Source organism: Synechococcus sp. BA-120 BA3 (assembly GCF_034931285.1).
In the GTDB taxonomy this organism is placed as follows: domain Bacteria; phylum Cyanobacteriota; class Cyanobacteriia; order PCC-6307; family Cyanobiaceae; genus Cyanobium.
The window spans coordinates 1-12,261 of record NZ_JAYGHZ010000285.1 but is presented as its reverse complement, the minus strand read 5'-3'; the positions used below and the strand labels follow the sequence as shown (position 1 = coordinate 12,261).

General features: G+C 73.0%; 11 protein-coding genes. 2 read left to right on the top strand and 9 right to left on the bottom strand.

Going from position 1 to position 12,261, the window contains the following annotated elements; all coding sequences use genetic code 11:
- The 8 genes from hypE to VB737_RS11455 form a co-directional block, all read right to left on the bottom strand.
- Positions 1-854, bottom strand: an 854-nt coding sequence (gene hypE, locus VB737_RS11490; RefSeq protein WP_500313085.1) for a hydrogenase expression/formation protein HypE, incomplete at its 3' end; no start/stop codon positions are given.
- Positions 847-1,965: a hydrogenase formation protein HypD gene (gene hypD, locus VB737_RS11485; protein WP_500313083.1), complete on the bottom strand. Its 1,119-nt coding sequence runs from the start codon at positions 1,963-1,965 to the stop codon at positions 847-849. The genes hypE and hypD, both read right to left, overlap by 8 nt.
- A complete protein-coding gene (locus VB737_RS11480) occupies positions 1,962-2,996 on the bottom strand; it encodes a dihydroorotate dehydrogenase-like protein (RefSeq protein ID WP_500313081.1) in 1,035 nt (344 codons plus the stop codon). Before VB737_RS11480 ends, hypD begins: the two co-directional genes overlap by 4 nt.
- Complete coding sequence (gene nifJ, locus VB737_RS11475; RefSeq protein ID WP_500313080.1) at positions 2,993-6,622, bottom strand: pyruvate:ferredoxin (flavodoxin) oxidoreductase; 3,630 nt, start codon at positions 6,620-6,622, stop codon at positions 2,993-2,995. The genes VB737_RS11480 and nifJ overlap by 4 nt, the downstream gene beginning before the upstream one ends.
- Positions 6,619-6,867, bottom strand: coding sequence for a HypC/HybG/HupF family hydrogenase formation chaperone (locus VB737_RS11470; RefSeq protein WP_500313078.1), 249 nt, complete (start codon positions 6,865-6,867; stop codon positions 6,619-6,621). The genes nifJ and VB737_RS11470 overlap by 4 nt, the downstream gene beginning before the upstream one ends.
- A gap of 174 nt (positions 6,868-7,041) precedes the next feature.
- Positions 7,042-8,253 carry an aminotransferase class I/II-fold pyridoxal phosphate-dependent enzyme gene (locus VB737_RS11465; protein ID WP_500313076.1) on the bottom strand — a complete coding sequence of 404 codons (1,212 nt, stop codon included), beginning with the start codon at positions 8,251-8,253 and terminating at the stop codon, positions 7,042-7,044.
- On the bottom strand, positions 8,240-8,590 hold the full coding sequence (locus tag VB737_RS11460; RefSeq protein ID WP_500313075.1) for a thioredoxin family protein: 351 nt from the start codon (positions 8,588-8,590) through the stop codon (positions 8,240-8,242). The genes VB737_RS11465 and VB737_RS11460 overlap by 14 nt, the downstream gene beginning before the upstream one ends.
- Before the next feature lie 35 nt (positions 8,591-8,625).
- Complete coding sequence (locus tag VB737_RS11455) at positions 8,626-9,399, bottom strand: PspA/IM30 family protein (protein ID WP_500313073.1); 774 nt, start codon at positions 9,397-9,399, stop codon at positions 8,626-8,628.
- Positions 9,400-9,643: 244 nt separating this feature from the next.
- Here VB737_RS11455 and VB737_RS11450 point away from each other — a divergent pair, with 244 nt between their 5' ends.
- On the top strand, positions 9,644-10,204 hold the full coding sequence (locus tag VB737_RS11450; protein WP_500313072.1) for a DciA family protein: 561 nt from the start codon (positions 9,644-9,646) through the stop codon (positions 10,202-10,204).
- A gap of 36 nt (positions 10,205-10,240) precedes the next feature.
- Here the strand turns inward: VB737_RS11450 and VB737_RS11445 are convergent, their stop codons facing one another.
- Entirely contained in the window at positions 10,241-10,762 is a 522-nt protein-coding gene (locus tag VB737_RS11445) for a WbuC family cupin fold metalloprotein (RefSeq protein ID WP_500313071.1), read from the bottom strand.
- Positions 10,763-10,840: 78 nt separating this feature from the next.
- Between VB737_RS11445 and VB737_RS11440 the strand changes: the two genes are divergently transcribed.
- Positions 10,841-12,016, top strand: a complete 1,176-nt coding sequence (locus VB737_RS11440; RefSeq protein WP_500313069.1) for a hypothetical protein — start codon at positions 10,841-10,843, stop codon at positions 12,014-12,016.
- The last annotated feature ends 245 nt before the right edge of the window (positions 12,017-12,261 follow it).

Sequence of the window (12,261 nt, the reverse complement as noted above, 5' to 3'; positions counted from 1 at the left end):
GCCTCGGGCACCACGGCCAGGAAGCGGCCCTCGTTGGCCAGGTGCAGCGGGTCGAAGCCCAGCAGCTCGCAGGTGCGTCGCACCGGCTCGGCCACCGGGATGCGCTCCTCCTCGACCAGCAGCTCCAGCCCGCCGGGGGCCGCCAGTTCCTGCAGGGCGCTGGCCAGCCCGCCGCGGGTGAGATCGCGCAGGCAGTGGAGCCGCACCCCGGCAGCCAGCAGGGCCTCCACCGCGGGCCACAGGGGCATGCAGTCCGTGGCCAGGGGGGGCTGCAGGTCCAGGCCATGGCGGGCGGCCAGGATCGCCACCCCATGGCGGCCCAGGTCGCCGCTCACCAGCAGCTGGTCCCCGGGGACGATCGCCAGCGGATCGATCGGTTCGTTCACCTCCAGCAGGCCGATGCCGCTGGTGTTGAGGAAGGCCCCGTCCCCCTTGCCCCGCTCCACCACCTTGGTGTCGCCGGTGACGATGGTCACCCCGCAGCGCCGGGCCGCCTCCACCATCGAGCTGACGATGCGGCGCAGCACGGCCAGCTCCAGTCCCTCCTCCAGGATCAGGCCCAGGCTCAGCACCAGGGGCCGCGCGCCGGCCATCGCCAGGTCGTTGGCGGTGCCCGTCACCGCCAGGCTGCCGATGTCGCCCCCCTCAAACTCCAGGGGCTGCACCACGTAGCTGTCGGTGGTGAAGGCGAGCCGGCCGTGGGGCAGGGACAGGCGGGCGGCATCGTGCAGCACCTGGTCGGGGTCGGCATAGAGGCGGCGCAGCTCGGTGTCGATCAGCTGCTGCATCAGGGTGCCGCCGCCGCCATGGGCCAGCTGGATGCGGGGGGTGGCGGGCGTGGCCGGCTCAGCCACGGCGGCCGTAGCGGTGGTAGGCGGCGCAGGCCCCCTCCGAGGACACCATCGGTGCCCCCAGCGGATGCTCGGGGGTGCAGGCGGTGCCGAAGGCCGGGCAGTCCATGGGCCGGGCGCGCCCCTGCAGGATGGCGCCGCTGATGCAGACGCCCTGCGCCTCCACCCCCTCCTCGGGGCCACCGGCCAGGTCGCTGAAGCGGGCCCCGGCCTCCAGGTGGCGGAAGGGCGCCCTCAGCCCCAGGCCGCCCCCCGGGATCATGCCGAAGCCCCGCCAGGGCCGGTCCACCGGCTCGAACACCGAGTCCAGCAGGGCCCGGGCCGCCGGATTGCCCTGCTGGCGCACCACCCGGCCGTAGGCGTTCGCCACCCGGGCCTCACCCCGCTCCAGCTGCCGCACACAGGCCACCAGCCCCCGCATCAGATCCAGGGGCTCGAAGCCGCTCACCACCACCGGCACCCGGTGCCGATCCGCCAGGTCCTCCAGTTCCTCGGTGCCCATCACGGCGCACACGTGCCCCGCCGCCAGGAACCCCTGCACCTGGTTGCCCTTGGCCGTGAGGATCGCTGCCATGGCGGGGGGCACCCGCACGTGGGCCGCCAGCAGGGAGAGGTTGCCCGCCCCGGCGGCCGTCGCCTGGCGCACCAGCAGGGCCGTGGCCGGGGCCGTGGTTTCGAAGCCCACCGCCAGGAACACCACCTGGCGATCGGGATGGCGCCGTGCCAGGGCCAGGGCCTCCAACGGGGAGGTGAGCAGGCGCACGTCGCCCCCTTCGGCCCGCACCCCCAGCAGGTCCCCCGGCCCGCCATCGGCGGCACTGCCCGGCACCCGCAGCATGTCGCCGTAGGAGCAGAGGATCACCTCGGGCCGGCGGGCCAGGCCGCGGGCCGCATCGATGGTGGCGGCGGGTGTGACGCAGACCGGGCAGCCGGGTCCGTGGATCAGCCGCAGCCCGGGGGGCAGCAGCTGGTCGAGCCCCCAGCGCACGATGGCGTGGGTCTGGCCGCCGCAGACCTCCATCAGGGTCCAGGGGCGGGTGGTGATCGCCGCCAGCTCGGCCGCCAGCTCCCGCACGGCGGCCACCTCCGCCGTCGCCGCCAGCGGAGCACTCACCAGGGACCGGGCGCCGCCGCGGCATCGGCGGGCAGGAAGGTCTGGACGGCGCGCATGTACTGAGACCGCTCGTACTCGCTCGGATCGGGGCAGCGCTGCTGGCTCATGCAGCCGATCAGCTCCCGGGCGGTGGCGTGCTCGTGCTCCAGCAGCCACTGGCCCAGCTCCTCCTCCAGGCCCCTGAGCCGGGCGGGGCCGTGGCGCAGCAGGGCGGCCACCACCTGGGTGATGGCGGCGCCGGCCATCAGCAGCCGCACCACGTCGGTGCCGCGGTGCACGCCGCCGGTGGCCGCCAGATCCACCGGATGGCGGCCGTGCAGCAGGGCGATCCAGCGCAGGGGCAGCCGCAGGTCGTGGGGGGTGGACAGCAGCAGGTTGGGCCGCACCTCCAGTTCCTCGATGTCGATGTCGGGCTGGTAGAAGCGGTTGAACAGGATCAGGCCATCGGCGCCAGCGGCGGCGAGCCGCTTGGCCATGGCACCGAAGTTGGTGAAGAAGGGGCTGAGCTTCACCGCCAGGGGCAGGGTCACCTCGGCGCGCACCTCAGAGACGATCTCCAGCACCTGGTTCTCGATCGCCGCGCTGGAGAGATCCGGATCGGTGGGGACGGAATAGATGTTCAGCTCCAGGGCGCTGGCGCCGGCCGACTCCATCCGCCGCGCCACCTGCACCCACCGGCCGGGATGGGCGCCGTTGAGGCTGGCGATCACCGGCACCGCCAGCCGCGAGCGCGCCTGCTCCAGGTGGCGCAGGTAGAGGTCGTGGCCCACATGGAAGATCGAGGGCTCAGGGAAGTAGCTGAGCGCCTCCCCGTAGCTGTCGGCGCCCTGCAGGGTCACCCGATGCAGCTCCAGCTGGTCGCGCTCGATCTGCTCCTCGAACAGCGAATGCAGCACCACGGCGGCGGCGCCGGCCTCCTCCAGCCGCAGCAGCTGGTCGATGTCCTCGCTGAGGGGCGCGGCGGCCCCCACCACCAGGGGGCTGCGCAGCTCCAGACCCAGGTAGGTGACGGACAGATCGGGACGGGTCATGCCGGTGCCTCGCTCACGGATGGGGCCGGGGTGCCGGCGAGAGCCCGGTAGATGGCCAGGCGCCGGGCCACCTCCAGCTCGGCCTGGCGCGCCAGGGCCCGGGCCCGCTCCGGCTGGCTGAAGGAGAGCATCCGGAAGCGGTTCTCCGTCGCCATCGCCTCGGCCAGCGGTCGCTTCTGGCCCCGGCTGTCGATCTGCAGTGGGTGCTCGCCCCGTTCGGTGCGGCGCGGGTCGTAGCGGTACAGCAGCCAGCGGCCGGAGTCCACCGCCGCCTTCTGCTGCTCCATACCCCGGGCCATGTCGATGCCGTGGGCGATGCAGTGGGAGTAGGCCAGGATCAACGAGGGGCCCGGATAGCTCTCCGCCTCCAGGAACGCCCGCACCGTGTGCTCGTCGCGGGCCCCCATGGCCACGCTGGCCACGTAGACGGTGCCGTAGCTCATCATCATCAGCCCCAGATCCTTCTTGGGGGCGGCCTTGCCGCCGGCGGCGAACTTGGCCACCGCCGCCCGGGGGGTGGCCTTCGACATCTGGCCGCCGGTGTTGGAGTACACCTCGGTGTCGAGCACCAGGGCATTGACGTCCCGGCCGCTGGCGAGCACGTGGTCGAGGCCGCCGAAGCCGATGTCATAGGCCCAGCCGTCGCCCCCCACCAGCCAGACGCTCTTCTTCACCAGGGCATCGGCCAGATCCAGCAGCCGGGCCGCCTGGGCATCCCGAGGACTTAGGGCCGCCCCGGGGCCCTCACCCACCACGGCCCGCAGCAGGCGCTTGAGCTCCTCCACCCGCTGCCGCTGGGCGACGATGCCGGCCTCGTCGTGCTGGTCGGCGTCCCGGATCGCCGCCACCAAAGCCCCGGGCAGCATGGGGTCGGTCCGCTCCGGCGCCGGCCCCAGCCGCTCCAGCAGCTCGAGGGCCATCTGGCGCTGCTGGTCGATCGCCACGCGCATGCCCAGGCCGAACTCGGCGTTGTCCTCGAACAGGGAATTGCTCCAGGCCGGGCCGCGCCCCTCGGCGTTGGTGCTCCAGGGGGTGGTGGGCAGGTTGCCGCCGTAGATGGAGGAGCAGCCCGTGGCGTTGGCCACCAGCATCCGGTCGCCGAACAGCTGGCTGGCCAGCTTGAGGTAAGGCGTTTCGCCGCAGCCGCCGCAGGCGCCGGAGAACTCGAACAGGGGTTGCTGCAGCTGCTGCTGGCCGATCTTGTGCAGGTTGAGGTCGCCGCGTGCCATCTCGGGCAGCCCCAGGAAGTAGTCCCAGTGGCCGCGGCCCGCTTCCCGCAGGGGACGCTGGGGGGCCATGTTGATCGCCTTGCGCTTCGGCTCGGTGCGGTCCCGGGCCGGGCAGACCTCCACGCACAGGGCGCAGCCGGTGCAGTCCTCGACGGCCACCTGGATCGTGAAGCTGCGGCCCGCCAGGTCCGGATCACGGGCCGGGGCCTGGCGGAATCCCTCGGGGGCCTCGGCCAGGGCCTCCGGCGCCACCGCCTTGGCCCGGATCACCGCATGGGGGCAGACCATGACGCACTTGCCGCACTGCACGCAGAGGTCGCTCTCCCACACCGGCACCGACTCGGCGATGTTGCGCTTCTCCCACTGGGCCGTGCCCGTGGGCCAGGTGCCGTCGCAGGGCAGGGCGCTGACGGGCAGGGCATCGCCGCGCCGCTCCAGCAGGGGCCCGATCACCTCCCGCACGAACAGCGGAGCCTCGGCGAGCCGGTCGGCCGCAGGGGCCGGTGGCGGCAGGTCGTCCTCGGCCGGCAGCTGGCGCCAGTCCAGGGGCTGAAGGTTGTCGAGGGTGGCGTCGAGGGCGCGCAGGTTCATGGCCACCACCGCCTCCCCCTTGCGGCCGTAGGTCTTGCGCAGGGAGGCGCGGATCTGCTCGATCGCCTCCTGGCGCGGCAGCACGCCGCTGACGGCGAAGAAGCAGGCCTGCATCACCGTGTTGATGTGGTTCCCCATGCCGGCCTCCCGCGCCACCCGGTAGGCGTTGATCAGCCACACCGACAGGCCCCGCTCGCGGATGCCGCAGCGCAGCGCCGCCGGCATCCGCCGCCAGCTTTCCTCGATCGGGAAGGGGCTGTTGAGCAGCAGCACCCCACCGGCGTCCAGGCCCGCCAGCAGGTCGAAGCGGTCGACGAAATCCCACTGGTGGCAGGCCACCAGGGTGGGGCGCTCGATCAGGTAAGGGGCGCGGATCGGCCGGGGGCCGAAGCGCAGGTGCGACACCGTGACCGACCCCGACTTCTTGGAGTCGTAGACGAAGTAGGCCTGGGCGAACAGATCGGTCTGCTCGCCGATGATCTTGATCGTGGCCTTGTTGCCCCCCACGGTGCCGTCCGAGCCCAGGCCGTAGAACACGGCTCGCACCTGGTCGGGCCCATCGACGTGGAAGTCCGTCGCGACGGGCAGGGAGCGATGGGTGAGGTCGTCGTCGATGCCGATCGTGAAGTGGTTGCGGGGCTGCGGCAGCAGGAGGTTGTCGAACACCGCCTTCACCATCGCCGGAGTGAACTCCTTGGAGGAGAGCCCGTAGCGGCCGCCGACCACCCGCGGCAGGGGGCGATCGCCGTGGCAGGAGCGCCACTCCTCGCTGAGGGCGGCCACCGCGTCGAGGTAGAGGGGTTCACCGCCGGCCCCCGGCTCCTTGCAGCGGTCGAGCACCGCCAGGGATTGCACCGTCGGTGGCAGGGCGGCGGCGAACAGGGAGGCCACGAAGGGCCGGAACAGGCGCACCTTGAGCACCCCCACCCGTTCGCCGGCGCCGTTCAGGGCCAGGGCCGACTCCTCGGCGGTCTCGCAGCCGGAGCCCATCAGCACCACCACCCGATCGGCGTCGTCGGCCCCCACGTACGCGTAGGGGCCGTAACGGCGGCCGGTGAGGCCGGCGAAGCGTTCCATCGCCTCCACCAGGTGGCCGGGGAGGGCGTCATAGAAGCGGTTCACCGACTCCCGCGCCTGGAAGTAGACGTCCGGGTTCTGGGCCGTGCCCCGCAGCACCGGATGGTCGGGGGAGAGGGCCCGCCGGCGGTGGGCGGCCACCTCGTCCATGGGGATCAACCCGTGGAGCACCTCGTCGGCGATGGGCTCGATCTTCTGGATCTCGTGGGAGGTGCGGAAGCCGTCGAACATGTGCAGGAACGGCAGCCGCCCCTTCAGGCTGGCCCGGGTGGCGATGGCGGCGAAGTCGCCCGCCTCCTGCACCGAGGCGGAGCAGAGGATGGCGCAGCCGGTGCCGCGGCAGGCCATCACGTCGCTGTGGTCGCCGAAGATCGAGAGCCCCTGGGCCGCCAGGGAACGGGCCGCCACGTGCAGCACGGCGGGGGTGAGCTCGCCGGCCAGCTTGTAGAGGTTGGGCACCATCAACAGCAGCCCCTGGGAGGCCGTGAAGGTGGTGGTCAGCACCCCCGCCTGCAGGGCCCCGTGCACCGTGCCGGCGGCGCCGGCCTCGCTCTGCAGCTCCACCACCGCCGGCACGGTGCCCCAGAGGTTGGGGCGGCCTTCGGTGTTCCAGGCGTCGGCCCACTCGCCCATCGGTGAGGCGGGGGTGATCGGATAGATGGCGATGGCCTCGTTGAGGCGGTAGGCCACGAGCGCCACGGCCTCGTTGCCATCGACGGTGATGGTCATGCGGGGTCGTCCTCCACGAGGCTCAGGGCCAGGCCCACGTGCACCAGCACCCGATCGCCGACGGCCGCCTCGGGCAGGCAGGCCAGGCTCACCTGCTGGCGCACCCCCCCGAAATCCACCTCGGCCATGCGCCAGAGCCCGTCGTCGGCGTCATCGGTGGCGGGGGCGGCCCCGGTGGGCTCAGCGGCTCCCGGTGGCGGCTGGATCCGGATCGAGAGGATGCGGGCGGGCACGGCCAGGCACATGGGCGGATCACGGTGCATGGTCTCTCCTCCCGGTTGTAGGCCCGACTGCCGGATCTGCCCACGGCCCCGCCGCCGCCCAGAGCTGGCCCAGGGCCAGCCCGCCGTCATTGCAGGGCACCAGCTCCGGCCAGAACGGCCGCAGCCCCCGGGCCCGCAGGGCCCCGATCGCGCCGATCAAAACCGCCGCTGCCAGTGGCCGCTGCGGGCCGCCCCGGCCTCCCGCTCGCCGGCCGGATGCACCAGGGCCAGCCGCTGCCAGCCCTCACCGCCGGGGCCGAAGCCGTTGCCGGGGGTGAGGCAGACGCCGGTGCCCTCCAGCAGGGCGGCGCAGAAGCGTTCCGAATCCAGCCCCCGGACCCGGGCCACTTCGGGGATCTGCAGCCACAGGTAGAGCGCCATCGACGGCAGCCGCACCGGCCAGCCCTGGGCCTCGAGGGCGGCGGCCATGCGGTCGCGGCGCTCGCGGTAAACGCCGCGCAGCTGCTCGGGCCAGTGGGGGGCCTGCTCCAGGGCGGCGATCGCCCCGGCCTGCAGCGCCAGGGACTGGTTGAAATCCACCACCCCCTTGAGCTGGCGCAGGGCGGTGATCAGCTCCTCGGCGCCGATGGCGAAGGCGAGCCGGTAGCCCCCGAGGCACCAGCTCTTGGAGAAGGAGAAGAATTCGATGCCGCAGCGGCGCCAGTCGGGATGGCGCAGCAGGGCGGGGGCTTCCCCGTCAAGGGACAGATCCACGTAGGGGTTGTCGTGGGCGAGCACCACGTCGTGGCGCAGGGCCCGCTCCACCGCCCCATCCAGCCAGGCCTGGGTGCCGGTGGTGGCCGTGGGGTTGTGGGGAAACCCCAGCACCATCAGTGAGAGGTCCTGCCACTGGCTGGGGGAGAGCCGGTCGTAATCGGGCCGCCAGCCGGCGTCGGCATCGAGGGGAAGCAGCAGCGGTTCGGCGCTGGCCAGGTGCAGGCCCCCCATGTGGGAGGGGTAGTAGGGGTCAAGCAGCAGGGCCCGATCGCCGGGGTTGAGCACCGCCAGGGGCAGGTGGGCCGTGCCCTCCTGGGAGCCCACCAGCAGCAGCACCTCCGTCCGGGGATCCACCGCCACGTCGAAACGGCGCTGCGCCCAGGCCGCCACCGCCTCCCGGAAGGGCAGGGTGGCGGCATGGAGGCAGTAGGAGGCGCTCTCGGGCCGGTTCAGGCCGGCGGCGATGGCCTCGAGGGCGACGGCCGGTGGCGGCAGGTCGGTGGAGCCGAGGGAGAGATCCAGCAGCGGCGGCAGGGGGGAGCCATCCGGCCCGTGGCCGGCGGCGGCCCGGGCGCTGTAGGCGGCCTTGCGCTGGTCGTTGCGGGCGAAGACGCCGCTGCCGAGCCGCGACAGGCGCTCAGAGATGGGCATCAAGGAAAGCCTTCAGCTGGGACTGGGCCATGGCACCTTCGTGGCGGGCCAGTTCCTGGCCGCCGCGGAACAGGACCAGGGTGGGCAGGCCCTGCACCTTGAGGCTGTCGCGGCTGATGGGATTGGGATCGGCCTCCAGCTTGCCGACGGTGAGAGCTCCGCCGGGGGCCTCGGCATAGGCGGTGGCGGCCCAGGCCATCAGGGGGGCCATCAGGCGGCAGGGCCCGCACCAGGGGGCCCAGACATCGACGAGCACCGGGCCCGGCACCTCCAGGACCGAGGCCTGGAAGTTGGCATCGGTGAGGTCGAGGACGGGGGAGTCGACGTCGGCGGGCACGGCAGTGGGGAGAGTGATGGCCCGATTGTATGAATTCAGAGCTTGTCGATGGACTGGCGCAGTTCCTCGAGCTCGGCGTTCACCTCGGCCACCTTCACCGGCTCCAGCTGGGGGGCCGGGCCTCCCTCCATGGGCAGGGAGATGGGGGTCTTGCCGCCTTCGAGGCGGGTCTTGAGGGCCGCCAGCTCGTCATCGACGTCGCTGCCCTCGAGAGCGGCGAACTGGCTTTCCAGATCGGCACCGGCGAGCTCGGCGGCGGCCTGGCTGCGGGCCTCCATGTTCAGCACCTTCTCCTCCATCTGGTCGAAGGCGGCCATCGAGCTGTTGGTGCTCAGACTGCCCACGGCGTTCTGGAGCTGCTCCTGGGCCTGGGCCGCCTGGGCGCGGGCCTTGAGCATGTCCTTCTTGGTCTTGGCCTCGGCGATCTTGCCTTCCAGGGCGGTGAGGCTGCGCTTGAGGGTGTCGACCTGGGAGGCCTGGCCGCTGAGCTGGGCGTTGAGGGCGGTGGCGGTGTCCTGGTAGGTCTTGCGGCGGGAAAGGGATTCCCGGGCCAGATCCTCCTCCCCTTTCTTGAGGGCCAGCTCGGCGCGCTCATACCAGGTGCGGGCCTGGGCCTCGGCCTGCTCGGCCTGGTTCTGCAGCCGCTTCTGGCTGGCGATGGCGGTGGCCACGGCCTGGCGCAGCTTGACCAGATCGGCCTGCATGTCGGCCACGGACTGGTCGAGGATCTTGGCCGGATCCTCCGCCTTGCTCACCAGATCGTTGAGATTGGCGCGCAGAAGACGGCTCAGCCGATCGAAGAAACCCATGGAGGCGGGGCCAGTGCAGAAACGGAGCGTAGCCAGAACCTGCCGTCCGGTCTTCCCCGCCCCTCAGCGGATTGCCGCACCCACACCCGGGACTGCCGTCTGAGGGCGTGGTCACCCATCGAATGGTCGGCGACCACGGCCTTGCCCTGGTGAGGAGCCATCGCCGCACCACGACGCAGAAGCGCCAGCTCGTCGATCCTGACCTCGGCGGGGATGGAGGTTCTGCGGCCCTTAGTGTGGATGGATGGAGCCTTCCCGGTCCCGCCAGCGCAGGGGCAACCGCCGACGAACCGGCGAGGCGGTGCAGACGCGGCAGGTGGGCAACGTCGCCCTGCTGATGCCACCCGCCCGGCCACCGGCCAGTGCCCTGGCCACCTGCCTGGACAACCTCCAGCAGGACTGGCGCCGCGAGGGCCATCTGGCCGCCCTGTGGCGGGAGTGGCCGCGGATCGCCGGGCCCCAGCTGGCCCCCCACTGCCGTCCCCTGCAGCTGCAGGGGGGCCTGCTGAGCGTGGGCGCCGCGCCGGGGCCCTGGCTGCAGGCCCTGCAGTACAACCGCCACCAGTTGCTGGGATCGCTGCGCGGCGCCGGCTTCAGCGTCCGGGACGTACGGGTGCAGCAGCACCACCCTGGCGCCGCCACCACCCCCGGCAGCCTCAGCGAAGCGGAGGTCTGGGCCATGCACCCGAGCCGCTGCGACGTGCACGGTCTGGCCGACTGTCCCACCTGCGGCCGACCGGCGCCGGCCGGGGAGATGGCCCGCTGGGGCCACTGCAGCTTCTGCCGCCGCGCCGATCTGGCCTGACCCCCCGTCCTGGACCCCGGCGTAGGGCCGGGCGCGTCAAGGGAGGGGTTGATCGTCTCCGGCCCCGAACAGCGCCCGCCAGGCCGCCTCCTGCTCCGCCGCGGCCTCGCTGCCCTCGAGGGGAAATCCGGCCAGGAAGTCCTTGTCGGCGGCGGGCTCGTAGGGCCCCTGCTTGATCTCCATCATCACGGCATCGGGCGAGAGGGCCACCAGGGTGTGGATGACGCCCTCGGCCAGCTCGATGCCGCGCAGGGGGCCGGCGGCACTGATCCGCTCCCGCTGCAGCACCCTCCCCTTGGCATCGAGCAGCAGCAGCCCCACCGCCCCCTGCAGCACCAGGAAGCACTCGAACCCCTCGCCGGGCTGCGCGCGCCGGTGGCGGTGGGGCCGCACGTAGGTGCCGGGCTGCAGCACGTTCAGGAAGCGCTGCACCCGGTCGGTGGGGGCGTGGAAGTTGTGGTTGCGGCGCCGGCGGGGGGAGCCGGCCGCAACGGCGGCCACCGCATCGAAGAGGTCCTGGTCGATGCGCTGGAGCGGGGACGGGGCGGCGGAGTCCATCGCAGGGGCGGCGGGCGCCCCGTTGTTGCCCGGGGCGGCGGCCCATAGATTGTGCCTCCCTCCAACGGCATGGACGTCATGGGCGCTGGTCCGAGGGTTCGGTGGCAGGCGGCCGCACCGCTCGTTGTTCTGCTCGGCGCCGGCCAGTCCCTGACGGCTACACCGGCGGCGGCCCAACCGGGCGCCCGGCCGGCCGCGCCCATCGCCACCTACACGATCGAGGCCACCACCACGGCGGGGATGGGGGCCATGGGCGGCGCCGGCATGCTGCAGATGATGCTGGGGGGCCGGTCGCCGATGGGCGCCACCAGCCGCCAGCTGGAGCTGCGGCTGCAGTCCCCGCAGACCGCCGCCAACCCCACGGCCGAACACCGCATCCCGGCGGCCATGGCGATGGGGACGGCCCTGCCACTGAAGAGCGGCACCGAGCACCCAGGGGAGCCGGCCCGGGAGTGGAAGGAGGAGGACATCCCCGAGGCCAAGGGCCGGCTGCTGCTCTTCCGCGGCTGCGCCGAGAGCGCCGGCGCCGGCCAGCCCGAGAACATCACCCTGCAGGGATTGACCAAGGAGCAGCGCCGCCAGGTGCTGACGGGCCTGAAGCGGCTGGGGACGGCCACCGGCCCCACGGGCACCTCGGGCCGCTGGCCGTCGGGCGAGGAGGCGCCGGCGGTGCCGCCGCAGGCCTCCCTGGTCGGGAACCATGTCGTGGCCGGCAACTACGCGCCGGAGATCCGCTTCCAGGTGGGCAGCGGCCACGACTTCCTGGCCCCGGTGAAGCTGACCAGCACCCCGGCCGGCGGTGCCCAGCGGCTGAGCTGGCCGGCCATCCCCACCGCCCTCGGCTACCAGGCCACGGCCACCGGCATGGGGCGCCAGGAGGGGGACATCGTGATGTGGACGTCCAGCGAGCTGCCCATGGCCGACAGCGGCGTGCCGGAGGCCCTGCGGGCCCCGGAAGCGGCCCGGCTGGTGCAGCGCGGGGTGCTGCTGGCTCCGGAGCGCACCACCTGCGCGGAGAGCGCCCAGGCCATGGCGGCGATGGGGGCGGCGATGGTGACCTTCACCGCCTATGGCGACACGCTGCTGCTGAGCAGCCCCCAGGGAGCCCCAGCCTGGCGGCTCAGCCTGGAGCGGCGCTCCACCGCCACCCGCCTGCTGGGCGAGGGCATGGGGCGCCTCGACCCGGGCTCCGGCGACGGCCAGGAGGCACCGGACCCCAAAGGTGGGGGGCTGAATCTGTTCCGGCTGTTCTGATGGCCGTGCCGGGAGCCCCTTGGGGTCCGTAGCCTTGGTCCGCTCGGCACCCTTCCGGCACCCCCAGGAGTCCGCCCTTGGCTGCAGCGCGCCACATCCTCCTGACCGGCGGCAACTCCGGCATCGGCTTCGAGGCGGCGGTGATCCTCTGCCGGGCCGGCCACCGGCTCACCCTTCCCTGCCGGGACCGGGCCAGCGCCGAGGCGGCCGCACGCCGGGTGCTGGAGCGGGCCCCTGGCCTGGGC

What these genes read in the sequence shown, in the direction of transcription:
- VB737_RS11480 (WP_500313081.1), bottom strand. Translation starts at nt 2,996, where the DNA reads ATGACCCGTCCCGATCTGTCCGTCACCTACCTGGGTCTGGAGCTGCGC.
- nifJ (WP_500313080.1), bottom strand. Translation starts at nt 6,622, where the DNA reads ATGACCATCACCGTCGATGGCAACGAGGCCGTGGCGCTCGTGGCCTAC.
- VB737_RS11470 (WP_500313078.1), bottom strand. Translation starts at nt 6,867, where the DNA reads ATGTGCCTGGCCGTGCCCGCCCGCATCCTCTCGATCCGGATCCAGCCG.
- VB737_RS11465 (WP_500313076.1), bottom strand. Translation starts at nt 8,253, where the DNA reads ATGCCCATCTCTGAGCGCCTGTCGCGGCTCGGCAGCGGCGTCTTCGCC.
- VB737_RS11455 (WP_500313073.1), bottom strand. Translation starts at nt 9,399, where the DNA reads ATGGGTTTCTTCGATCGGCTGAGCCGTCTTCTGCGCGCCAATCTCAAC.
- VB737_RS11450 (WP_500313072.1), top strand. Translation starts at nt 9,644, where the DNA reads ATGGAGCCTTCCCGGTCCCGCCAGCGCAGGGGCAACCGCCGACGAACC.
- VB737_RS11445 (WP_500313071.1), bottom strand. Translation starts at nt 10,762, where the DNA reads ATGGACTCCGCCGCCCCGTCCCCGCTCCAGCGCATCGACCAGGACCTC.
- VB737_RS11440 (WP_500313069.1), top strand. Translation starts at nt 10,841, where the DNA reads ATGGGCGCTGGTCCGAGGGTTCGGTGGCAGGCGGCCGCACCGCTCGTT.